This is a genomic window from Kitasatospora sp. NPDC004240 (assembly GCF_053603215.1).
Genome location: NZ_JBSGFD010000006.1, coordinates 77,777 through 100,215, shown reverse-complemented (window position 1 = coordinate 100,215; position 22,439 = coordinate 77,777). Strand labels below are relative to the sequence as shown.

At 71.3% G+C, this 22,439-nt stretch carries 22 protein-coding genes and 1 riboswitch; of the genes, 13 read left to right on the top strand and 9 right to left on the bottom strand.

The window, feature by feature from the left end; all coding sequences use genetic code 11:
* Positions 1-53 precede the first annotated feature (53 nt).
* Positions 54-1,028 (bottom strand): helix-turn-helix domain-containing protein, encoded by a 975-nt coding sequence (locus ACWEQL_RS03255; protein WP_452148425.1) that lies wholly within the window; start codon positions 1,026-1,028, stop codon positions 54-56.
* 386 nt (positions 1,029-1,414) lie between these two features.
* Between ACWEQL_RS03255 and ACWEQL_RS03250 the strand changes: the two genes are divergently transcribed.
* The gene (locus ACWEQL_RS03250; RefSeq protein ID WP_452148424.1) at positions 1,415-1,909 is read left to right on the top strand and encodes a GNAT family N-acetyltransferase; all 495 of its coding nucleotides are present in this window, start codon (positions 1,415-1,417) and stop codon (positions 1,907-1,909) included.
* An 88-nt stretch (positions 1,910-1,997) separates the two neighbouring features.
* On the opposite strand, the gene ACWEQL_RS03245 is transcribed toward ACWEQL_RS03250, so the two are convergent.
* From ACWEQL_RS03245 to ACWEQL_RS03235, 3 genes are all read right to left on the bottom strand, one after another.
* Positions 1,998-3,665 (bottom strand): ArnT family glycosyltransferase, encoded by a 1,668-nt coding sequence (locus ACWEQL_RS03245; protein ID WP_452148423.1) that lies wholly within the window; start codon positions 3,663-3,665, stop codon positions 1,998-2,000.
* Positions 3,666-3,802: 137 nt separating this feature from the next.
* Complete coding sequence (locus tag ACWEQL_RS03240; protein ID WP_452148422.1) at positions 3,803-4,783, bottom strand: LamG domain-containing protein; 981 nt, start codon at positions 4,781-4,783, stop codon at positions 3,803-3,805.
* Between the two features lie 402 nt (positions 4,784-5,185).
* Positions 5,186-6,439 carry a GH12 family glycosyl hydrolase domain-containing protein gene (locus tag ACWEQL_RS03235; protein WP_452148421.1) on the bottom strand — a complete coding sequence of 418 codons (1,254 nt, stop codon included), beginning with the start codon at positions 6,437-6,439 and terminating at the stop codon, positions 5,186-5,188.
* A 442-nt stretch (positions 6,440-6,881) separates the two neighbouring features.
* Between ACWEQL_RS03235 and ACWEQL_RS03230 the strand changes: the two genes are divergently transcribed.
* From ACWEQL_RS03230 to ACWEQL_RS03210, 5 genes are all read left to right on the top strand, one after another.
* The gene (locus ACWEQL_RS03230; protein WP_452148440.1) at positions 6,882-8,300 is read left to right on the top strand and encodes a glycosyltransferase family 2 protein; all 1,419 of its coding nucleotides are present in this window, start codon (positions 6,882-6,884) and stop codon (positions 8,298-8,300) included.
* A 5-nt stretch (positions 8,301-8,305) separates the two neighbouring features.
* Positions 8,306-9,400 (top strand): glycoside hydrolase family 26 protein, encoded by a 1,095-nt coding sequence (locus ACWEQL_RS03225; protein ID WP_452148439.1) that lies wholly within the window; start codon positions 8,306-8,308, stop codon positions 9,398-9,400.
* The gene (locus ACWEQL_RS03220) at positions 9,397-11,142 is read left to right on the top strand and encodes an ArnT family glycosyltransferase (protein WP_452148420.1); all 1,746 of its coding nucleotides are present in this window, start codon (positions 9,397-9,399) and stop codon (positions 11,140-11,142) included. The genes ACWEQL_RS03225 and ACWEQL_RS03220 overlap by 4 nt, the downstream gene beginning before the upstream one ends.
* 219 nt (positions 11,143-11,361) lie before the next feature.
* Positions 11,362-11,489: riboswitch (cobalamin riboswitch) on the top strand.
* Positions 11,490-11,549: 60 nt separating this feature from the next.
* A complete protein-coding gene (locus tag ACWEQL_RS03215) occupies positions 11,550-14,096 on the top strand; it encodes a ribonucleoside-diphosphate reductase subunit alpha (protein ID WP_452148419.1) in 2,547 nt (848 codons plus the stop codon).
* Positions 14,096-15,115 carry a ribonucleotide-diphosphate reductase subunit beta gene (locus ACWEQL_RS03210; protein WP_452148418.1) on the top strand — a complete coding sequence of 340 codons (1,020 nt, stop codon included), beginning with the start codon at positions 14,096-14,098 and terminating at the stop codon, positions 15,113-15,115. The genes ACWEQL_RS03215 and ACWEQL_RS03210 overlap by 1 nt, the downstream gene beginning before the upstream one ends.
* 67 nt (positions 15,116-15,182) lie before the next feature.
* On the opposite strand, the gene ACWEQL_RS03205 is transcribed toward ACWEQL_RS03210, so the two are convergent.
* From ACWEQL_RS03205 to ACWEQL_RS03195, 3 genes are all read right to left on the bottom strand, one after another.
* Positions 15,183-15,389 (bottom strand): DUF397 domain-containing protein, encoded by a 207-nt coding sequence (locus ACWEQL_RS03205; protein WP_452148417.1) that lies wholly within the window; start codon positions 15,387-15,389, stop codon positions 15,183-15,185.
* A 68-nt stretch (positions 15,390-15,457) separates the two neighbouring features.
* A complete protein-coding gene (locus ACWEQL_RS03200) occupies positions 15,458-15,676 on the bottom strand; it encodes a DUF397 domain-containing protein (protein WP_452148416.1) in 219 nt (72 codons plus the stop codon).
* Complete coding sequence (locus ACWEQL_RS03195) at positions 15,673-16,542, bottom strand: DUF5753 domain-containing protein (protein WP_452148415.1); 870 nt, start codon at positions 16,540-16,542, stop codon at positions 15,673-15,675. The genes ACWEQL_RS03200 and ACWEQL_RS03195 overlap by 4 nt, the downstream gene beginning before the upstream one ends.
* Positions 16,543-16,770: 228 nt before the next feature.
* On the opposite strand from ACWEQL_RS03195, the gene ACWEQL_RS03190 reads away from it, so the two are divergent.
* Both ACWEQL_RS03190 and ACWEQL_RS03185 read left to right on the top strand, forming a co-directional pair.
* Positions 16,771-17,208, top strand: a complete 438-nt coding sequence (locus tag ACWEQL_RS03190; RefSeq protein ID WP_452148414.1) for an ATP-binding protein — start codon at positions 16,771-16,773, stop codon at positions 17,206-17,208.
* Positions 17,209-17,237: 29 nt separating this feature from the next.
* Complete coding sequence (locus tag ACWEQL_RS03185; RefSeq protein WP_452148413.1) at positions 17,238-17,477, top strand: hypothetical protein; 240 nt, start codon at positions 17,238-17,240, stop codon at positions 17,475-17,477.
* A 156-nt stretch (positions 17,478-17,633) separates the two neighbouring features.
* Here the strand turns inward: ACWEQL_RS03185 and ACWEQL_RS03180 are convergent, their stop codons facing one another.
* On the bottom strand, positions 17,634-18,215 hold the full coding sequence (locus tag ACWEQL_RS03180) for an NUDIX domain-containing protein (RefSeq protein ID WP_452148412.1): 582 nt from the start codon (positions 18,213-18,215) through the stop codon (positions 17,634-17,636).
* Positions 18,216-18,436: 221 nt separating this feature from the next.
* Entirely contained in the window at positions 18,437-19,450 is a 1,014-nt protein-coding gene (locus ACWEQL_RS03175; protein WP_452148411.1) for a hypothetical protein, read from the bottom strand.
* 22 nt (positions 19,451-19,472) lie between these two features.
* Between ACWEQL_RS03175 and ACWEQL_RS03170 the strand changes: the two genes are divergently transcribed.
* From ACWEQL_RS03170 to ACWEQL_RS03150, 5 genes are all read left to right on the top strand, one after another.
* Positions 19,473-19,787, top strand: a complete 315-nt coding sequence (locus ACWEQL_RS03170) for a hypothetical protein (protein ID WP_452148410.1) — start codon at positions 19,473-19,475, stop codon at positions 19,785-19,787.
* Between the two features lie 181 nt (positions 19,788-19,968).
* A complete protein-coding gene (locus ACWEQL_RS03165) occupies positions 19,969-20,496 on the top strand; it encodes a DUF6879 family protein (RefSeq protein WP_452148409.1) in 528 nt (175 codons plus the stop codon).
* Positions 20,497-20,652: 156 nt separating this feature from the next.
* Positions 20,653-21,156: a DUF6879 family protein gene (locus ACWEQL_RS03160; protein WP_452148408.1), complete on the top strand. Its 504-nt coding sequence runs from the start codon at positions 20,653-20,655 to the stop codon at positions 21,154-21,156.
* 61 nt (positions 21,157-21,217) lie between these two features.
* Positions 21,218-21,841, top strand: coding sequence for a Scr1 family TA system antitoxin-like transcriptional regulator (locus ACWEQL_RS03155; protein WP_452148407.1), 624 nt, complete (start codon positions 21,218-21,220; stop codon positions 21,839-21,841).
* 218 nt (positions 21,842-22,059) lie between these two features.
* Positions 22,060-22,302 (top strand): DUF397 domain-containing protein, encoded by a 243-nt coding sequence (locus tag ACWEQL_RS03150; protein WP_452148406.1) that lies wholly within the window; start codon positions 22,060-22,062, stop codon positions 22,300-22,302.
* The last annotated feature ends 137 nt before the right edge of the window (positions 22,303-22,439 follow it).

Here is a 22,439-nt window from a genome sequence, read left to right as displayed (position 1 = left end):
CCGGATGCGCTCGGCCCGCTCGCGATGCGCTCCGGATGCGCTCCGGATGCGCTCTAGATCCGCTCGGCCCGCTCGTCCGGGCCGACGCCCGCGAAGCACCGCCGGTAGGCCAGCGGTGTGGTGCCCAGCCGGCGCCCGAAGTGGTGGCGCAGGGTCGCCGCGTTGCCGAAGCCGGTGCGCGCGGCGACCGCGTCCACCGGTTCGTCGGTGCTCTCCAGCAGCCGTTGGGCGAGCAGCAGCCGCTGGCCGGTGATCCAGCGGTGCGGGGTGGTGCCGGTCTCCTGGTGGAAGCGGCGGGCGAAGGTGCGCGGCGACATGTGCACCCGGGCGGCCAACTGCTCGACCGTGGCCTCCTCGTGCAGGTGGTGGCGGAGCCAGTCCAGCAGCGGGCCGAGCGACTCGCCGCCCCCGTCGGGCATCGGCCGGGCCACGAACTGGGCCTGCCCGCCCTCGCGGTGCGGCGCCACGACCATCCGGCGGGCGATCGCGCGGGCCACCTCGGCGCCCTGGAGCTTGCGCACCAGGTGCAGGCAGGCGTCGATGCCGGCCGCGGTGCCCGCCGAGGTGAGCACCGGGTCCTCGTCGACGTACAGCACGTCCGGGTCCACGTGGGTGCGCGGGTAGCGCTCGGCCAGGTCGGCGGCGAACCGCCAGTGGGTGGTGGAGCGGCGGCCGTCCAGCAGCCCGGCGTCGGCCAGCACGTAGGCGCCGCTGCAGATGGAGAGCACCCGGGCGCCGCGGTCCACGGCCGCCCGCAGCGCCGCGGTCAGCGCCTGCGGGAAGGAGTCCCGCTGCCCGGTCGCGGTCACCACCACCAGGTCGGCCTCGGCCAGCCGTTCGGGGCCGTGCGGGACGTCGACGGAGAACCCGGCGTGCGTGCGGTGCGGCCCGGGGCGGACCCCGGCGATGGCGAAGTCGTACACCGGCAGGCCGTCCGCGCTCCGGTCCAGGCCGAACACCTCGCAGGCCACGCCCAGTTCGAAGGGGTGGACCTCCTCCAGCACCACGGCGACCACGTTCCTCAGCATGCCGCCCAGGATGCCGTCCGGGGCGCGGGGAACGCCAGGGCCGGGATGGCAGTTTTTCGATGCGATCGGTCATTGCTGCCACTCGTGGCCGCCCCGGCGTCGGACGAGAGTGGAGTCATGGACTCCGACACACTCGCAAGCGCGCTCGCCCTGCTCGGCACCGTCGGCGGATTCGGCCTCCTCGGCGTACTGGTCGGGCGCGACCTCGACCGCAACCGCACCGGCCGCGACAACTGGCACCGGCCCGGCGGCTACCCCCGCGACCCGCTGCTGGACGACCGGCTCTCCGCGCCCCGGGCCGCCGGCCTGCCGCGCACCGCCGTGCCCGCCACCGCGCCCACGACCCTGCCCACCGGCCTGAACGCCCGTCCGGGCAGACTGTCCGTATGGACATCGTCATCCGCCGGGCGCTCGACTCGGACCTCGCCGCCGTCGGAGCCGTCACCCACGAGGCCTTCGTCGGTGACGGGCACAGCCCGGCCGACGGCCCGTACGCCGCTCAACTCCTCGACGCCCGCCCCCGGTTCGAGCAGGCCGAGCTCCTCGTCGCGGTCGACCCGGGTGACGGACGGCTGCTCGGCTGCGTGACCTTCGCGGTCGGCGGGACGCCGTTCGCCGACATCGCCGCGCCGCACGAGGGCGAGATCCGGATGCTCGCCGTCGGCCGCGCGGCCCGCGGCCGGGGCGCGGGCGAGGCGCTGGTCCGGGCCTCGATCGCGCGCAGCCGCGAACTCGGCCTGGACGGCATGGCCTTCTCCACCAAGCCGTCGATGACCTCCGCGCACCGGCTCTACGAGCGGCTGGGCTTCCGGCGCGCCCCGGAGCGCGACTGGGAGGTGCGCCCGGGGATCGTCCTCTGGGTCTACACGATGGACCTCTGACGGAGCACGGCCCGCCTCCGACGGACCACGGGACGCCGGGCCGCGGCGCTCCGGTCGGCCGGCTCCACCACGGGGCGCCGGACGGCGGTCACTTGTGCTTGTCGTACCCCGGCGCCACGTAGATGGTGTAGCGCCCGTGCTCCCCGCTCCGGACCACGGTGACCACCCGGTAGCCGGCCGCCTTCAGGGTGGGCTGCACCGCGCGGTCGATGTCCGGGGTCTGGGTGAAGTCCAGGACGACGACCTTCCACTCGTGCGCCTGGATGCCCGCCTGGATGGCCTCGACGCCGACCTGGGCCTTCCCGGTGGCCGGGTCCTTGCGGTAGACGCCGACCAGGTCCTTCCACTGCTGCCAGTTGGCCTGCTCGCGCAGGTAGTACGCGGGCACGTTGTAGTTCTCCACCAGGTACCGGTCGGCGCCCTTGACCACGTACGGCTCCAGCGCGGCCACGAACTCCTTGGAGTCCGACCACTCGCCGAACATCTCCCGGCCCTGGGCCGCCCCCGCCCAGCCGAGCGGGCCGAGTACCAGGGCGGCGACCACGATCCCCGCCGTGACGTGCAGGCGCTCGCGCAGGGCGAGGACCGTCCTGGCCAGCAGGGCGCCCACCACCACGCAGGAGAACCAGGCGCCGAAGTCGACGTGCTTCTGCAGCGACAGCCAGGTGTGGATGCGGATCTGGTTGGCCGGCGCCAGCACGCCGGCGAGCAGCAGCAGCGCGGCGAGCCAGAACTCGGGCCAGGCGTCGCCGCCGCGCCGGCGGGCGGCCACGAACTGAGCGACCATCCCGATCAGCGCCAGCACCAGCAGCGCGCCGACCCACTTGGCGGCCTCCTCGGCCACGTAGGAGTAGGCGTCGTGCCCGGGGGCGCGCTTGAGCGTGGTGTGGTTGAAGCCGTTGACGTACCGCTCACCGGCCAGCAGGGCCGCCGCGGCGAGCGCCAGCACGAAGGTCAGGGTGAGCAGCAGCCCGCGCTTCCAGCGCCACCAGGCCAGCACCGGACCGCCGGGCCCGGCGAGGACCGCGATCCCCGCCACCACCGGGACCCAGAGCAGCGCGGCGTACTTGGTGCAGCCCGCCACCGCCAGCAGCAGACCGGACAGGACCAGGCTCGGGTGGCCGCCGCCGGTGGTCAGCCGCACCGCCAGGTAGCCGGCCCAGGCCAGCAGCGCCAGCGCCATCGAGTCGTAGGTGGCCAGCCCGCCCAGGAACTGGGTCGGGCCGAGCGCGGCGAAGGCCGCCGCCGCGCAGAAGGCCGCGAGCGAGCCGTGCAGCCGCCGGGTGGCCAGGTGCACCGCGACCGTGGCGGAGAGCATGAAGGTCAGGCTCAGCAACCGGGCGCCGGTCAGCCCGCCCGCCATGTCGGCCAGCGAGACGATCACCGGGTAGATCAGCGGGGAGCCCGAGAAGAAGGTCTCGTAGGTGGCCACCGGGCTGCCGTCCACCAGGTTCGCGAACTCCTGGTAGCCGGCGTAGATGTAGGTGCCCTCGTCGACGAAGGCGGTGTTGCTGCCGAGCAGGTGGAAGGAGAGCGCCCCCTGCACCAGCAGCACCGCGAGCAGCGGCAGCAGGTCGGTGCGCAGGGCGGGCCTGGGCATCCGGGCCACCGGCTCGGGCCGCCGGCGGCGGGTGCGGGACGGGCCCTGCGCCTGACCGGGCACCCCGGGGCCGCGGTCGGCCACCCCGGCCGGCCGCGGGGTGAGGACCGGCATGCGGGTGGACTCGGGGCGGATCCAACGGCCGTCCGCGCTCATCAGGTACTGCTCCTCGTTCGGGACGCCGCGCCCGGGCGCGGCGGCGGGCCGGGGCCGCGGTCGGCCCGGCCCGCCCGGGAATTCTCGTGGTGCCGGCCCGGCCGACCGGCCGGTCAGCCGGTCAGCCGGGCGGCCGATCAGCCGGTCAGCCAGGCGGCCGCGGGCGGGAGCGACGGCGGGGAGCTCGGGCCGGCGACGATCTTGACGATGTCGGCCTCCGGCAGCACCTGGCTCCAGGTCTGGATGTCGGCGACGGCGCCGTGCCAGGGGTCGCTCCACTGCGAGTTGGAGCTGAGCCGCCCGATCTGCAGCGTGTCGGCGCCGCTGGCCTTGACCCCGGCCGCCTTCTCGGCGCTCTGGGCCGCGCCGTTGATGTACAGCGTGATCTGGCCGGCCGCCGCGTCGTAGACCCCGGTGAGCAGGGCCCACTGGTTCACCGGCGCCTCGCCCTTGGACCACGCCACCGCGGAACCGCCGCCGGGCAGCTGCACCTTGAAGTACCAGAGGTTGCGGCCGTCGGGGGCGGCCGCCCGCCCGAGCGAGTACGAGTAGTAGGGGCCGTCGCCCTGGCTGACCGCGCTGCGGTTGCCGGTCGGCACGTCGACGAAGACCCGGGCGGAGACCGTGAAGCTCTTGTCGGTGTCGACCACCTGGTCGGCGCTCTGGGCGAAGGAGTTCTGCCCGCTGGGGAGCTTGAGGACCTGGCCGGGGTAGCCGGGCATGGTCCCCTGCTTCGCGTCGGAGCCGAGGCCCAGCGCGACGGTGCCCTTGGCCGCCGGGATGCTGCCGACGGTCGCCGGGCCGGGGATGCTCTTCGGTGTGCCGCTCGCCGTCGGGGCGGGGCTCTTGGGGCTCCCGGTCGCGCCGCCGCTGGCGCTCGCGGTGGGCGAGCCGTTCGCGGACGGGGTCCCGGAGTTGTCCTTCAGCAGCACCAGGCCGGCGGCCGTCCCGCCGGCGAGGACCACGACGGTCGCCACGGCGATGATCATCCGCATGCGGCGCTTCTTCTTCGCGTCCGCCTCGTTGCGGTTCGCCAGCGCCTCCCAGTCGGGGGTGCCGGCGGGGGGCGACGGGAGGGTGGCCTGCTGCCACGGCTGCTGGGGCTGGGGCTGCGGCACGACCGGCTGAGCCTGCGTCGGCCCGACCGGCTGGGGCTGCACGGGCTGCGGCTGCTGGGGCTGCGGGACCGGCTGGCCCTGAGGCTGCGTCGGCTGGGGCTGCGGCGGCTGAGGGACCTGCGGCGCAGCCGGCACGGGCGCACCGGGCGCCGCGGGCGGCGGGCCGAAGCTGGGGGCCGGGCCGAACGCGCCGCTCGGGGACGCCTGCGGGGGCACCCCCGGGGCCGGTGCGGCCCCGCCGGCCGGTGCCTGCTGCGGGGGCCACCCCGGGGTCTGACCCGGCTCGCCACCCGGTACCGGTCGATCGCTCATGTGTCGGAATGCTAGGGCATCAACCCCGCCACGCCCATGGGGGGTGCGGTGACGGAGAGTACGGCCACGCACGATTCGACGACTGTTCGACTACTGGGCGCGCCCGTTGTACGGGAGCTTCCAGCGTTGTGAGACCACGTCGGCGCAGGCCCTCAGGAGCACCGGCGTCCCGTCCGCGAGGGTGCCCCCCGTGGTGCCCAGGCACAGGCCCGACTCCTGGTGGACCAGGCTCTGGCCGGTCCCGGCCGCCCAGCGCTGCCCGGTGCCGCCCGTGCAGCGGGCCAGGGTGATGCCGTTCCCGCTGCCGGACGGGGCCAGGCAGGCCGCGCCGCCGCGCAGCGAACCGTCGTTGCCCACCGTCCAGTTGGTCGACACGGCCAGGTCGCCGCAGGAGCCGACGGTCACCGGGGTGCCGGCCAGGCCGCCGCCGCCGTGGCGCAGGCAGATCCCGGGCGCCCCGGCCGGTACCTCGCCGGCCGGCAGTCCGACCCGGTTGTGGAAGGCGAACGACCCGGCGCGCAGCCCGGTGCCGCCGCTCCAGATCTCGAAGCCCGCCTGCACCCGGCACAGGTACGAGCCCGGCGGGACGTAACCGCGCATCAGGGCGTCGGCGGTGAAGAGCCGCAGGTTGAGCCCGCGGGCGGTGTGGGTGGGCTCGGTCCGCACGTAGCTGATGACGCTGTGCGGCCCGGTGATCGGCGCCTCGTACACGTCCCAGGCGGCGTCGCCGATGATCTGGGCGTCCGTCACCTTCCTCCCGGCCGGCTTGACGCTGTCGGTGGCGTCCAGCCAGATCATCAGCTCGGCGCTGTCGCCCGGGACGCAGTTGTCCGGGCTGGAGCCGTACCAGAGGTCGTAGGAGAGGTTGAACGAGCCGGTCGCCTTGCCCGCCGCCTCCCAGTCGCTGGTGGCGTCGCCGAGGGCACTGACCGGGACGGGCAGTCCGCTCGCGCCGGGCGCGGTGGAGATGTTGGGGTAGGCGCCCGGGGCCAGCGGGGTCTTCGGCACGAAGTCGCGGGTCTCGGCCACCGTGAAGCCGGTGTCGCCGGGGGTGTCCAGGCAGACGGTGCCCGCGGTGTTCCACGGGTTCGGCTCGATGATCTTCGTCCCGCCGTCGACCGGCCGCTTGGGGAAGGGCTCCTGCGGGGACGAGCACAGGCTCTGCGCCGGGCTCTCCGGCGCCGCCGCGGGCACCGTGGCCGACGCCACGGGGCCGGCCTGCGTGCGGTCCGCCCCGTCGGTGCAGCCGACCAGCAGCACGGCCGCCGTGCCGTACGCGACCACCGCCCGCACCCCGCGTACGAGCCGTGCGGCAGCGCCCGCGCCGCCCATCCCTCTAGCCATGAACCGTCCGTACCGTCCGATACCGAGCCGGTCCGTCCGCACGGCCCGGCGAGCGCCTAACCGTACACAGGCCCTCCGCCCCCAACACGATCGGTGCAGGACAGCGGTTCCGGACAGGCCCTCAACCGAACCGGACGCGAAACGGTCAGCGACCGTCCCGTACGATCCTGGGGTCCACGCGGCCCCCCGACCGGCCGCGCGGGACCGCCGATCACACGTCAATACGGTTTCCGGGGGAGAGAGCCACGTGACCGTCACCGAGGGCACCCGCGTCGCGGGGAGCCGGCGGGCACCCGCCTCACGCCGCCGGAGCCGGCGCGACCCGGCCGCGCGCACCCAGTGGGGGCTCCTGCCGCAGCCGCCGGACAACACCGAGAAGTACTCCTACACCCGCAGCCGGCTCTGGGTGCTGACGGTCTTCTCCCTGATCAGCTTCGCCTGCATGGTCGCCAGCGAGATCGGCCTGATCACCGCCACCCCGTGGTTCTGGGTGTTCGTGCCGCCGCTGGGCTTCACCGTCGTCTACTACCTGATATCCCGTTGGGTGCACGGCTTCAACGAGACCTTCGACCTCAAGCGCCACCGCGCGCTGGTGAAGGCCTGGCGGCCGGAGCGCTACCCGACCGTGGACGTCTTCCTGCCCGTGGCCGGCGAGCCGATCGAGGTCCTGCACAACACCTGGACCCACGTCGCCCGGCTGCGCGACCAGTACCCGGGCGAGGTGACGCCCTACGTGCTGGACGACAGCAACAGCCCGCAGCTGGCCCAGATGGCCGTGGACTTCGAGTTCGTCTACGGCACCCGCGACAACCTGGGCTGGTTCAAGAAGGCCGGCAACCTGCAGTTCGGCTTCCGCAACTCCGACAGCGACTTCATCCTCATCCTGGACGCCGACTTCGCGCCCCGGCCGGACCTGCTGGACGAGCTGCTGCCGTACATGGCGGACAACCCGAAGCTCGGCATCGTGCAGTCCCCGCAGTTCTTCCGCATCCTCGACACCCAGAACTGGATCGAGCGCGGCGCCGGCGCGGTGCAGGAGCTGTTCTACCGGACCGTCCAGGTCTCCCGGCAGCGCAGCGACGGCGCGATCTGCGTGGGCAGCTGCGCCGTCTACCGGCGGGCCGCCCTGGAGCAGAACGGCGGCACCACGCTGATCGGGCACTCCGAGGACGTGCACACCGGCTTCGACCTGCGCCGGCTCGGCTGGGACCTCCAGTACGTGCCGGTCGCGCTGGCCGCCGGGGTCTGCCCGGACAACGTGGGCGGGTTCTTCAACCAGCAGTACCGCTGGTGCACCGGCTCGATGAGCCTGCTGGGCAGCCGCAAGTTCTGGGAGACCAAGCTGCGGCCGGTGACCCGGATGTGCTACCTGTCCGGCTTCTTCTACTACATCCACACCGCGCTGTTCACCCTCGTCTCCCCGATGATCCCGATCGTGCTGCTGCTGATGCGGCCCGACCTGATCCGCTGGGAGAGCACCGTGCTGGTCCTGCCCGGGCTGCTCTACGCGACCGTGGTCTTCCCGTACTGGCACCGCAACCCCTACCGGTTGGAGGCCTGGGCGGCCCGGATGATGTACGGGTGGGCGCACGTCTTCGCCATCTGGGACATCCTGCGGCGCAACCGGATGGCCTGGCAGCCCACCGGGTCCAGCGGCGCCAAGAAGAACAAGACCCGGCGCTTCTGGGTCGGCATGATCGGCTGGGGCGGCGGCACCGCCGTCCTCTGGGTCGGCGGTGCCATCTGGCGGATGCTCACGATGGGCCCGCTGAACTTCGCGCTCGTCCTCGCGTCCGGCCTCTTCTACGCCACCATCGTGGGCCGGGTCCTCGTCCAGCCGCGTCCCTCGGAAGCTGTGTGATCACGATGTCCGCCCCCTCCCGGCCGGCCGGCCGGCGCCGGCTGCTGCTCCCGGTCGCGGCCGCCGCGCTGCTGCTGGCCACCGCCTGCGGCCCCCAGGACCCGGGCTTCGCCATGATCGAGGCCGCCGACCCGGGCCCGGCCGCCGTGCCCGCCGCCGGCGCCTCCCCGGGGGCCCCCGGCGGGCCGGCCGCCCCTGGGGCCACCGCGGCCGCCAGACCGAAGGCCGCCCCCACGAACATCCCGTACGACGTCACCCCGCTGCTGCGGCCCGCCCGCAAGTACCTGGGGGCCGCGCTGCCCGACGTCCCGCAGTCGATGGACGCGCTGCCCGCCTACACCTCGGCGATCGGCAAGCAGCCGAACGTGCTGGAGTACTACGCGGGCTGGGGCGACGGCTTCGACACCGTCGGCGTGCGCCGGATCCACGAGGCCGGGGCGCTGCCGTTCATGGCCTGGGAGCCGCACACCCCCTCGATGGCGGCCATCGCGAACGGCGAGACCGACGACTACGTGAAGAGCGTGGCCAAGGCCGCCGCCAAGCTCAACCTGCCGATCGCGATCAGCATCGCGCACGAGATGAACGGCGACTGGTACCCGTGGGGCCGGCAGGCCGCCAGTGCCGAGGACTTCGTCCGCGCCTGGCGCCGCGTCCACGACATCTTCGACCGGGCGGGCGCCACCAACGTGATCTGGGTGTGGAGCCCCAACATCACCGTCCCCGCCCCCAACACCCGGCTGGCGCCGTACTACCCCGGCGACGCCTACGTGGACTGGGCCGGCATGACGGGCTACTTCACCCAGCACGGCCCGAAGACCTTCGAGACCCTGTACGGCCCGACCATGGCCGAGATCCGCGCCTTCTGCAAGAAGCCCTTCTTCATCAGCGAGACCGCCGCCGAGCAGGGCAAACGGCAGCGCGCGGACGTCACCGAGCTCTTCAACGGACTGGCCGCGCACGACGACATCGTGGGCTTCGTCTGGTTCAACATCGTCAAGCGGGCGGACTGGCGGGTCGAGGCCGTCCCCGCGACCCTCACCGACTTCAGGCAGCGCGTCTCCGACCCCCGCTACGGCTTCGACATCCGGAACCCGAGATGACCACTGAGACCGACTCCTTCCCGGGCCCGCGCACACCGGCGGCCGGGGACTCCGGCACCACCGGCGCCGCCCCGGCCGCGGGCGGCCACCGGGACGCCGACCACCGGGACACCGGCCACCACGCCGACGGACAGCACGCCGACGGACACCGGGGCACCGGCCACCGCGCCGACGGGCGGCCGCCGGTCGACGACTCCCGGGTCGTGGAGCTCGCGCCGTACACCATCCCGGAGGTCCCGGCGATCGGCTGGGACCCGGCCCCCAGCCCCCGGCGCCGCTGGATCGCCCGCGCCCTGCTGGCCGGTGTGCTGGCCATCCAGGCGGCGCTCTCGCTGCGTCTGCTGGCCGCCGCACACCCCGACGAGGCGGCCGCCATGGTGGCCGGCCGCCAGCAACTGGCGCACCTCACCGACGGCGCCGCGGTGACCACCGACCTGCTCGGCCGGATCCCCGGCTCGCCCTGGCTGTACCCGCCGCTGGCCGGCTGGACTGCGAACGCCAACGGCATCTGGGGCACCCGGCTGCTCAGCCTGGGCTTCGCCCTGGTCACCACCGTGCTGCTGTACTCGATCACCCGCCGGCTGTTCAACGAGCGGGTGGCGATCTGCAGCGCCGGGGCGTACGCCGTCCTCCAGTCCACCGTGGTCGTCGGCTTCTACGCGGCCCCGGACGCCCCGGCGGTCATGCTGGTGGCCTGCGCGGCCTGGGTGGTGGTGCACACCGCCCGCCGGCCGGTGGCGCTCGTCCTGGTGGCCGCCGTGCCCCTCGCGCTCGCCGCCGCCACCGCGTACGCCGCGGCCGTCGCCGTGCCCGCCCTGCTCGCCCTGGCCCTGGTCACCGCCCGGCCGCACCGGGGCCTCGGCCAGGCGGCGGTGCGCGTCCTGCTGCTGGCCGCGGGCACGGCCGGCGCGCTGCTCGGCGCCGGGCTGCTGGACGAGATCGCCGCGTGGTCCCCGGCCCTCGGCCACGGCGCCCGGCCGCGCACCGAGATCCTCCTCAACGCACTCCAGTGGGGCGGCCTGTTCACGGTGCTCGCCGTCGCCGGGGCGGTCGCCTACGTGCGGCGCGAGCAGATGAACGAGTCACCGGAGAGCGACTTCGTCCCCACCACCAGGGGGCACCGCGCGGCGCTGGGCGCGACCCTGGTCGCGACGGCGCTGCTGGTCCCCGCGATCCACCTGTGGCTGGGCACCCCCGGGGTGCTGTTCCGGCACCTGGGCCTCGGCATGCTGCTCGCCGCGCCGCTGGCCGGGGTGGGCATCACCCGCCTGGTCGGCGCGCACTTCCGCAACCCCCAGCTGGGCATCCTGGTGTGGGTGGTGCTGCTCGCCCTCGGCCTGGAGCAGTCCTCGGCGCGCTACCAGGACGGCCCCGACGACGGCCGGCTGCTCGCCGTGCTGCGGGTGCACGCCGAACCGGAAGGTCGCTACCTGACGGCGGTCGACGGCCTGCCAGAGTACTACCTCGGCAAGGTCAGCCGCCCCGAACAGTGGGTGTCGGCCCGCAAGGGCACCGAGTACCACGCCGCCTCCGGGGTGACCCTGCGCGGCGACGCGGGCAGCGCGGCGGCGATCCGGGACGGCTGGTTCACCCTGGTCGTCCTCGACAGCACCGCGCCGGCCGCCACCGACCGCGCGCTGAGCGCCGCGCTGTCCTCCAGCGGGCACTACCGGCTGATCGCGCAGTTCACCTCGCCGACCGGCGATTCGAGCACCTACAAGGTTTACCTGAAGTACGCCTGAGGGGCGCTCCCGGGGCGTTGACGGGGCGTCCGCCCAGGACGGGCTCCGGGGTCTCCACAGGGCCGTCACAGGGCCTCCCGGAGGCCTTCCGAAGGCCTCCCAGAAGCCTCCCGGAGGCCTCCCGGAGGCCTTCCGGGGTGCCGACACGCCGGGCTGACCAGCGGGACGTACGACACACCGGCCACAACATATGGTGCCGCAAAAGTCAGCCGCCACTACATGTATGCTCACTCCTGCTGTCGACGCAGGGGAACCCGGTGGGAGTCCGGGACTGCCCCGCAGCGGTGTGCGGGCGGCCCACCCGGGGGCCCGTGAGTCCGATGACCTGCCGACCGCGTGCCACACGGCCTCCCCGCAGAGGCCTTGCAGCACGGCAGTACCTTCCGGGCCTCGCGGGCGGGCCGGGGATGTCACCGTCACGCGATGCCGCAGGGCGATCGCGTCGTGCTCCCCTGCCCCGAACGGTCCCGGCCGACCCGATCCACCGCCGCCGATCGCCGCCAGGAGAGAGCGCCTTGACCACCGCTGCCTCAGCCACCCTGCCCACCCAGGGTTCCAGCTCCGCCCCCGCCGACCCGACGGTCTCCGACCCCGGCGGCGCGCTCCTGCGGCTGCTCACCGACCGCAGCGTCGATCTCCTTCAGGTGGACCCCGGCCATGTCGCCGCCGCCGCGCTGCGCGGCCGCCACGCCGGCTCCGACTTCGCCGAGCTGCGCGGGCTGGCCGTGGAGGCCGCCGCGTCGATGATCGCCGAGGACCCCCAGTACTCGAAGCTGGCCGCCCGCCTGCTCGCCCTGGAGATCGTGGACGAGGCCGTCAGCCAGGGCTCGGTCACCTTCGCCGACTCGATCACCGTCGGCCACGCCGAGGGCCTGATCGGCGACACCACCGCCGCCTTCGTCGCCAAGCACGCCGACGCGCTGAACGCGCTGATCGACGCTCAGGGCGACGACCGCTTCGAGTACTTCGGCCTGCGCACCGTGCAGTCCCGGTACCTGCTGCGCCACCCGATCACCCGCAAGGTCGTCGAGACCCCCCAGCACTTCCTGCTCCGCGTCGCCTGTGGCCTGGCGGTCGGCGACAACGAGCAGTCGGTCGCCGAGGTCGCCGAGCTGTACCGGCTGATGAGCCGTCTGGAGTACCTGACCAGCTCCCCGACGCTGTTCAACTCCGGCACCCGCCACCCGCAGATGTCCAGCTGCTACCTGCTGGACTCGCCGCTGGACAACCTGGACTCGATCTACTCGCGCTACGCCCAGATCGCCCGGCTCTCCAAGCACGCCGGCGGCATCGGCCTGTCCTACTCGCGCATCCGCTCGCGCGGCTCGCTGATCCGCGGCACCAACGGCAAGTCCAACGGCATCGTGCCGTTCCTGCGCACCCTCGACTCCTCGGTCGCCGCCGTCAACCAGGGCGGCCGCCGCAAGGGCGCGGCCTGCGTCTACCTGGAGACCTGGCACGCGGACATCGAGGAGTTCCTGGAGCTGCGCGACAACACCGGCGAGGAGGCGCGGCGCACCCACAACCTCAACCTGGCGCACTGGATCCCGGACGAGTTCATGCGCCGGGTCAACGCCAACGAGGACTGGTCGCTGTTCTCCCCCGCCGACGTCCCCGAGCTGGTCGACCTGTGGGGCGCCGACTTCGACGAGGCGTACCGCAAGGCCGAGCTGGCCGGCAAGGCCGTGCGCACCATCCCCGCGCAGACCCTGTACGCCCGCATGATGCGCACCCTGGCGCAGACCGGCAACGGCTGGATGACCTTCAAGGACGCCTCCAACCGCGCCGCCAACCAGACCGCCCTGCCGGGCCGCACGGTGCACTCCTCCAACCTCTGCACCGAGATCCTGGAGGTCACCGACGACTCCGAGACCGCGGTCTGCAACCTCGGCTCGGTCAACCTGGGCGCGCACGTCGCCGACGGCGCCGGCGCCGGCGACCTGCTGAACGCGATGGACTGGGAGCGGCTGGACGCCACCGTGCGCACCGCCGTGACCTTCCTCGACCGCGTGGTGGACATCAACTTCTACCCGACCCCCGAGGCCGGCAACTCCAACAACCGCTGGCGCCCGGTGGGCCTCGGCGTGATGGGCCTGCAGGACGTCTTCTTCAAGCTGCGGATCGACTTCGACTCCGCCGAGGCCGCGCGCCTGTCCACCCTGATCTCCGAGCGCATCATGCTCACCGCCTACGAGCGCTCCGCCGACCTGGCCGAGCAGCTGGGCCGCCACGAGGCGTACGGCGAGACCCGCGCCGCCCGCGGCGAGCTGCACATCGACCACTTCCCGACGGCCGCGCCCGAGTGGGCGGACCGCTGGTCGGCGCTGCGCGAGCGGATCGCCGTCACCGGCCTGCGCAACTCGCTGCTGCTGGCGATCGCGCCGACCGCGACCATCGCCTCCATCGCCGGCGTGTACGAGTGCATCGAGCCGCAGGTGTCCAACCTGTTCAAGCGCGAGACGCTGTCCGGTGAGTTCCTCCAGGTCAACCCGTACCTGGTGCGCGAGCTCAAGGAGCTCGGCGTCTGGGACCAGCAGACCCGGGACGCGCTGCGCGACGCCAACGGCTCGGTGCAGGAGCTGGGATGGCTGCCCGCCGAGGTCCGCTCGCTGTACCGCACCGCGTGGGAGCTGCCGCAGCGCGCGCTGATCGACCTGGCGGCGGCCCGCATGCCGTACATCGACCAGAGCCAGTCGCTGAACCTCTTCATGGCGGCGCCGACCATCGGCAAGCTCAGCTCGATGTACGCGTACGCCTGGAAGGTCGGTCTGAAGACCACCTACTACCTGCGTTCGCGCCCGGCCACCCGGATCGCCCAGGCCGCCTCGGGTGCCGCCCGTACGGCCGCGCCGGTGGCCGCCCCGACCGTGGGAGCCCCGACCCTCACCCCGGAGGAGGAGGCCGCGCTGGCCTGCTCCCTGGAGAACCCCGAGTCCTGCGAGGCCTGCCAGTAATGCCCACCGCCGACGACCGCAAGATGCTGCTCGACCCCGGGTTCGAGCTGACCCTGCGCCCGATGCGCTACCCGTCGTTCTACGACCGGTACCGGGACGCGATCAAGAACACCTGGACCGTGGAGGAGGTGGACCTGCACTCCGACGTCGCCGACCTCGCCAAGCTGAGCGAGGGCGAGCGGCACATGATCGGGCGGCTGGTCGCCTTCTTCGCGACGGGCGACTCGATCGTCGCCAACAACGTGGTGCTGAGCCTCTACAAGCACATCAACTCGCCGGAGGCGCGGCTCTACCTGTCGCGGCAGCTGTTCGAGGAGGCCGTGCACGTCCAGTTCTACCTGACGCTGCTCGACACCTACCTGCCCGACCCGGACGACCGCGCGGCGGCCTTCGCGGCGGTGGAGAACATCCCCTCCATCCACCAGAAGGCGCAGTTCTGCTTCAAGTACATGAACGCGGTCGACCACATCGACTCGCTGCAGACGAAGGAGGACAGGCGGGCGTTCCTGCTCAACCTGATCTGCTTCGCGGCGTGCGTGGAGGGCCTGTTCTTCTACGGGGCGTTCGCCTACGTGTACTGGTTCCGCAGCCGCGGCCTGCTGCACGGGCTGGCGACGGGCACCAACTGGGTGTTCCGCGACGAGTCGATGCACATGGACTTCGCGTTCTCGGTGGTCGACACCGTCCGCGAGGAGGAGCCGGACCTCTTCGACGAGGAGATGGCGAAGCAGGTGACGGAGATGCTGGAGGAGGCCGTCGAGGCCGAGCTCCAGTTCGCCCAGGACCTGTGCGGTGAGGGCCTGCCCGGCATGAACACCGAGTCCATGCGCCAGTACCTGGAGGCCGTGGCCGACCAGCGCCTGGCCCGCCTGGGTCTGCCCATCCGCTACGGGTCCACCAACCCGTTCGGCTTCATGGAGCTCCAGAACGTCCAGGAGCTGACCAACTTCTTCGAGCGCCGCGTCTCGGCGTACCAGGTCGCCGTCGAGGGCTCGGTCTCCTTCGACGACGACTTCTAGGAACGAAGGACGGAACGACGACGGCCCCCGCGGACACCTCCGCGGGGGCCGTCGCCCGTTCCGGGGTTCAGACGGACGGTATCTCCCCGTCCCTGACCGCCGCGACGAACGACTCCCAGGCCTGCCGGTCGAAGACGAACACCGGCCCCGTCGGCGCCTTGGAGTCCCGAACCGCCACTCCCCCGCCCTCGATCCGCGTCTCCACGCAATCGCCGGCCTGGGCGCTATAGCTGCTCTTGTACCAAGCCTGGCCGACGGACTTAAGAACGCTCATGCGTGTCACATCCCTTGTCTGCCACCGCTGCCCCCGCGGACACCTCTGCGGGGGCAGCGCCATTCCGGTCAGAAGGACGACATCGTTCCATCCTTGACCGCCACGATGAAAGATGCCCAGGCCACCGGCGAGAACCTGAGCACCGGCCCGGACGGGTCCTTCGAGTCCCGGACGGGCACGGCGTCAGGCGCATCGACGGCGATCTCCACGCACTCACTCTGCGCACCCGAGTAGGACGACTTGCGCCAGCAATCGCCAGCTGGGTCAACGTTCAACACGGCACTCATGACCTCTCGACCTTCTCCTTGGCAATGCGTTCGATGAGGGTGGCCGATTCCGTCCGAGGCAACGACTCCGCCAAGGCCCGACGGAACAGAGCCGCGTACTTCCGCACTTCATCCGGCTCTTCCATGTACAACGTGCTGAGCAGACTGTCGACATAGACGACGTCGGTCTCGGTGGAATCCGGGAAGCTCAGTATGGTCATCGGCCCGAACAGTGCCGCGTGCACGTCCGAGGCTTCGGGAAGCACCTGAATGTTGATGTTCGGCTGTTCGGCAGCTTCAACGAGGAACCGCAGCTGCTCCTGCATGACATCAACACCCCCGATCTGGTGCCTGAGCGCCGACTCCGACAGCACAGCCCAAACCCGCAGCGGCATCTCGCGTGAAAGCACGGCGCGACGCTCCTGCCGGACCGCGGTCAGAGTCTCAACCTGCTCCGAGGTTGCATCCTCGATCTGAGCCCGAACAACCGCGCGTGTGTAGTCCTTCGTCTGCAGGATTCCGGGTACAACAAGCGTCTGAATGCTGTACATGTCGGCCGCGTCGGCTTCCAACGAGATGTAGTCCGCGTACAGCGGCGACAGGGTGTCCGAGTATCGATCCCACCAGCCGCGAGTCCGCCCTTCGCGGGCCAAATCCTCCAGTTGCGCCCGGGTCGCGGTGTCCGTCACGCCGTACAGGTCCAGCAACAGCCGGAGATCCACCAGCCGGACACCCGACTGCGCGGCCTCGATCCGGCTGATCTTGCTCTCGGCGCAGGCGAGGTGTCTCGCCGAGTGGGCGATCGTCAACTTGGCGGCAACCCGGAGCTCCTTGAGCGTTCGGGCGAGCCGTCGCTGTCGGACCGTCGGATTCCTGTTGACCGGCACGCGCCTGACCTTCCGTCGGGTATGTGGGTTGCCAGTCTGCCGCGCCCTGCCCGCAGCAACAATCTTTGAACCCTTCCAAAGTGGGGACTTGCACTCTGGAAGTCAGCAAGAGCATGCTACTCAACGTAGCCGCCATGTCATCACATAGTGATCATGGCGTCGCTACCCGGGCATTCCTTTGCCCTCAGCCGCTCTCATCGCACCCACACACCCGGAGGTGGCTCCGCCGTGCCCGAAATCGCCACGACCACTCCCCCCGCCCCGACCGAACACACCTGCTGGCTCCCGCGCAGCGTTCGCTCGCCGGGGATCGCCCGGCAGCAGCTCCGCGCGTTCCTCTCCGGTCTCCCGGGCGGCGAACTCCTGCTCCCCACCGGGGAACTGCTGCTCTCCGAGCTGGTCACCAACGCCGTCCGGCACGCCGCCGTCCCGCGCGGGCGCCTCCTCTACCTCCGGCTCCAGCTCGCCGGCGGGCTGCTCCGCATCGAGGTGCACGACGCCTCGACCACGCCCCCCGCCGCTCTCCCCCGCCCGGCCGCCCACGCCGAGTCCGGCCGCGGCCTGCACCTCGTGCGCGAACTCGCCGTCCAGTGGGGCTGGTCGCCGCGTCCCGGCGGGGTGGGCAAGTTCGTGTGGTGCCACGTCGCCGCCGAGTCCGCCCCGTGAGCGTCGTCCGGGCCAGAATCACCGGCCTCATGGCGCCCGTCCTGTTCCCCAGCCTCGACCACGCGCTGCCCGTTCTCTGGGAACGGGTGCGCGCCCTGCCCGTCCGGGAGGCCCACCGGGACTTCGTCCGCCTCTGCATCGGGCCGGGCAACAGCGGCGGCGTCGCCCGCTGCCTCGCCCGCCACGGCCACTGGAGCGTCACCCTCTACATCGGCGACCTCACCACCTGGACCGCCCACCCGATCACCATCACCACCCATCGCCCCTGAGCCGCTCCCCCGGCCCGGCACGAGCGCCGGGCCGGGGAAGCCACAAACCATCAGGTGGTGAGACCGGTCCTACCAGGGTCTTCACATCGGCCTGCCGCCGTGCCGTTGCCTGCCATGCCGGGTCCTGCCCGGTTCGCCGGTGTGAGCGTGGCGCTGCTATTCGCCATGCTCTGCGCGATGGCGCTGGAAGAGGGCCAGGGCAGCGATGGAGGGGGCGTCCTTGAACCGGCTCTCGGCTATGAGCTGCCACACCTCCGCTTCGGAGAACCAGCGGCTGATCAGACCTGCCTCCGTCTCATCGAGGTGGGTCTCGCCGGCGGTGAGGTCCGTTGCAAGGAGAACGTGGAAGCCCTGGTCGCAGAATCCGTATGCCGCGAACAGGTGCCCCAGCGGCGTCATGGCGCCGGCGGTCAGCCCGGTCTCCTCGGCGAGTTCACCGCGGGCGAGGGCGAGCGGGTCCGCCTCCGGCTTGTCCTCCCAGGAGCCTTGGGGGAACTCCCAGTAGCGCCCCTTGACCGCGTACCGGTACTGCTCGACAAGATGGAACCCGCCGTCGGCGTACGGGACGATCAGCGCGAAGTCAGGCTTCTCCACCAGACCGTAGATGCCCTCGGCACCATCGTGCCGCAGAGTCGTGTCCTCGCGTACGGTCATCCAGCGGTTCGTGTAGACGACGGTGGTGCTGGTGGTTACCAGTTCATGCTCGGGCAGTGCCGGTTGAGAGGTCTCCGTATGCATGGCTCGGACGCTAGCCGATCGGCCCACTGCGTTCCGGCGGTTCACGTGGCTTCACAGGGATCGAAGCTGCACGAGTGGTGTTTGAACTTGTTGACGGCTCAGCCCGGACGAGTACGAGGCGAAGCACTAAACCCACCGGGCGACGGTCGAACCAGTGGCCGTCGAACCACCCACACCGTCCTGACCAGGTAATGACCACCTCCCGCGCAGCCGGGGGAAGCTCACTTCCCGGTCTGGGCTTGTTGAGCCCGCTCGACGAGCATGCGCGTGAACTTGTCCAGGTCAGCAGTCTCCGGCCTGGGGCCATAGGAGTCGGAGGGAAACAGCCGGACCTCGACAACGACGGTTCCCGCTCGTACGAGGGCTTCCTTGTCGCTGCCGTTCTCCGTGGCGATCGACTGGTCGCCGAGGGCTTTGACCTCCAGCAGCTTGCGATGCTTGGGAGTGGCTGTGTACGCGGCGGCCGCGTCCCCCTCGGTCGAGTAGGCCGTCGCGGTGAATTCCACGATGGCGGGGATCTTGACGTGGGCCGATTCGGCCGTCCGGTATCTCACGTACGAGAGGCCGACCACGCCGCGGCACAGCTGGTCGATTCCGCTGGTGCACTCTTCGGCCGACTTCGTGTAGCCGGGGGTGGTCGGGTCGATCTCCCAACCGGCGGGCAGGTCCTGCTGGGCGGGCAGAACGGCCTGGACCGCGCGGGCGTCGCTCAGCGGATTGCTCTCGGCCGACGACGGGGCCAGCAGCCGATTGCCTCCGTAGACGGCCGCTACCAGGAGCAAGACGATGACCGCGGAGAGAATCACCAGGGTGGTGCGGTCACCGCTGCGGATGTTGTTGATGATCTGGTCCCGGCCGGCGAGATTACCCCGGACCTTGTTCCCGCTCCCCTGGATGGTGACGCCCCCGCCGGACGCCACGTTCGCCGGCGCCGTCTGCGCCGACCCCGCTGCGGTCTCCGGCGCCGGCATGACGCTGGTCAGGTAGACGACGAACGGTTGGTCTGCGGCCAGCACCGCGACCAAGGCACCGTGAAGAGCTGCCTGGGCGGTGGGGTCCTGCGGGGCCGACTCGAATGCGGCCACCGTCTGGCCCTGGCCCGCGCCGGTCAGCCGGCTGCGGACCAGGTCCCCCACCATGGTCGCCGCAGCGGTTCCGGTACCGGTGGCTGCTGCTGTGCCCGCAGTCGACAACAGCTGAACCACCGTGGACGCAAGATCGTCTAACGCGTTCATCGAAGAAGTCCCCCCATGGACGATGACGTCATGCCCATGCTCCCTGGCGGCGCGCCATCGAAACGCGAAGACATCCAACCGCAACCTTCAACCACAGCCTGCGCCATCACCTTGGAGACACCTCGATCACGCGCTGCCCGTCCTGCGAGAACGGGTCCGCACACTGCTCGACCGGGAGGCCCACCGGGACTTCGTCCGCCTCTGCATCGGACCCGGCAACAGTGGCGGCGTCGCCCGCCGCCTCGCCCGCCACGGCCACTGGAGCGTCACCCTCTACATCGGCGACCTCACCACCTGGACCGCCCACCCGATCACCATCACCACCCATCACCCCTGAGTTCCGGCGGGCCCCTGCGACTCGCAGGGGCCCGCCGACCAAGGCCCCGGCCCGATCGCCGAAGTCTCGTTCAATCGTTCGAAGTTGGACCGGTTTCCAGTACCGGAAACATGCACCTCTTGCCGATGCCCGACCCGGTTCGGGAGCATCGTCACTACCCCGATCCAGGAGGCGACCGTACGTGACCACCTCACCCAAGACCCTCGGAGACTGGTTCTCGGAGTTCAACCGCGAGGCCTTCCGGCTGGAAACACTGGACGACTACAGCCAGTCCGGCGGAGTGAGCGCGTATCACGCCTTCCTCTCCGGCGAGGAACAGCCGGAGGACTTCAAGGCCGCCGACTGGGTCACGACGGTGGCCGATGCCACTCGGGCCGGGAGGCGCATGTACCGGGTGCACGTCCTAGCGCGCCCGCTCACCGAGTACCTCCGGTTCGAGCTCGGCTGGGGGTACCACCGGAACATGGAAGCCGGCGAGGAGTTCTTCATCCTCGACGTCACCGACCGGGAGAATCCCGTCGCCGGGGCGCCGGACTTCTGGCTCTTCGATGACGAGACCGGTGCCGAGATGAACTACGACGGCCACGGGAAGTACCTCGGGGCTGATTTCACCACCGGCGACCGGGTCGCCCTGTTCAAGAAGTACCGTGACATCGCTCTGGCCAACTCCGTCCCGTTCACGGACTGGTGGGCCGAGCACGGCGAGTGAACAGAACACGGCTCGGGGCGGCATGCGGGAACTCCCGCAGGCCGCCGGCGAGGAGACCGCCTACGGCCCGGCGGGCCGTAGGGAGCATCGGCCCGGACCTGTCCTCCGACAACTGGAATCACACCATTGTCCGAGGCGACGAACACAGGAGACCATGTGCTCAAGGGTGAAGACTTCAGCCGGCTCTTCGAGACGTTCGAGCGGACGGCATTCCGGCTCGAAACCTTGGCCGTCTACGACGTGGACGAGGAGCGCGAGGAGTTCGAGGATTTCCTCGCGGGCAAGGGCCTGCCGCCCGAGTGCTCCGACAACCCGTGGGTTCGCTCCATGACGGATCTGGGCAAGCAGGTGGGGCGCGTGCATGTCCTCCGCTCTCCGCTGTCGGACTACCTCCGGTACGAGTTGGCCGCGTACCCCGGCAACATCACGGCCGGCGAATCGATCGGCATCATCGACACGGCCCAGCAGACCGTGGCCGGACTGCCCGACCACGACTTCTGGATGTTCGACGACACCCGGGTCTACCGGATGCACTACACCGACACCGGGCAGTTCATCGGCGCCGAACTGCTGCCCGACGACCGTCTGAACGAATACCTCCGGTACCGGGACATCGCCCAGGCACACGCCGCGCCCTTCGGGGAGTACCAAGCCATCTGAACGGAGAACGACCCAACCACATGGGCAGATCCTGCGGCCAACAGAAAGCCGAAGAGGTGTGATGGACGACAGGTCCGATTCAGCAGCGACCGTGCAGGTGGAATGGCAGGATTCCAGGACAATCCTCCGCAAGGGAACGGACAGGAAGCAGACCGAGCTGGAAACCCTTGAAAGGGGGTCGACCGAGCTCCGGTACTTCCTGCCTGCCATGATCACCGGGCTGCTCTCAACCCCGGAGTACACCAGCGCCAGTCTGGCGATGATCCCCGGCGACCACTCGAAGCTGATCGCCAGGAAGCTGGAGCGGCAGACCGTGCTCCGGGACACCACGAAGCACTTCACCTTCGTCCTGACGGAGCAGGCCTGCCTCTGGCCGCTGGCACCGGCTCAGACCATGGCCGCGCAGCTCGACCACCTCGCAGCGGTCTCGCTCCTGCCGAGCGTTCGGCTTGGAGTGATCCCGTCCGCCGGCCATCTGCCGCTCCCCCCGATGAACGTCTTCACCGTCTACGACTCTGCCCTGGTCACCGCTGAGGTGGCCGCAGGCGTCCTCGTGTTCCGTGATCCCGGTGACGTCCGTGTGCACCTTGACGCCTTCCGCACCTTCGAGGGATATGCGATCTGGGGCGACGACGCACGGGCGCAGCTTCGTGACTGGGCTTTCCGTCATCGGGATGCCCCGTAGGGACAATTCCGCTGGCTACTGCGCAGGAAGTCGGCCAGGCCGACTTCCTGCGCGGCCGACTTCGGCCTGCTCAGACCGGCCCGGGAGGAGTTCTTTCGGGGACGGGAAAGCGTGCGCAATTGGGCTCTCCGGCCTTCTAGCGTTGGGCTCCGCCGTCCGGAATCCCGGGCGGGGTGGGGCCGTTGCGTGCCCCTCCACATCATCGGAAGGTGCAGGCGATGACCGAGCGCGACCTCTACGAACTCGACCTCTCCCGGATCCACTTCAGCCGTGCGTGCGGTGGCAATCAGGGTGGGGGTGACGACACCGAGACGTGCGTGACGCTCGGGGCCGTGCCGGACTCCCCGGGGGTCTTCGCGCTGGGTGACAGCAAGCGGCCTGATCGCGGGCCCCTGCTGTTCACCACGGAGGAGCTGACACGCGCCGGGATCGACCCGGCGCGGTTCGGCCTGTCGGTCTGACATCCCGACCACCCTCCCGGCTGGCCGCACCCGCGTGCGGGCAGCCGGACCTCCAACGCCCGCGAGGAGATGCACCTTTGCAGCACTACCACGGCTACGAGTGGGCCGGGGACGGCCGGCTGATGGCGAAGGAGTCG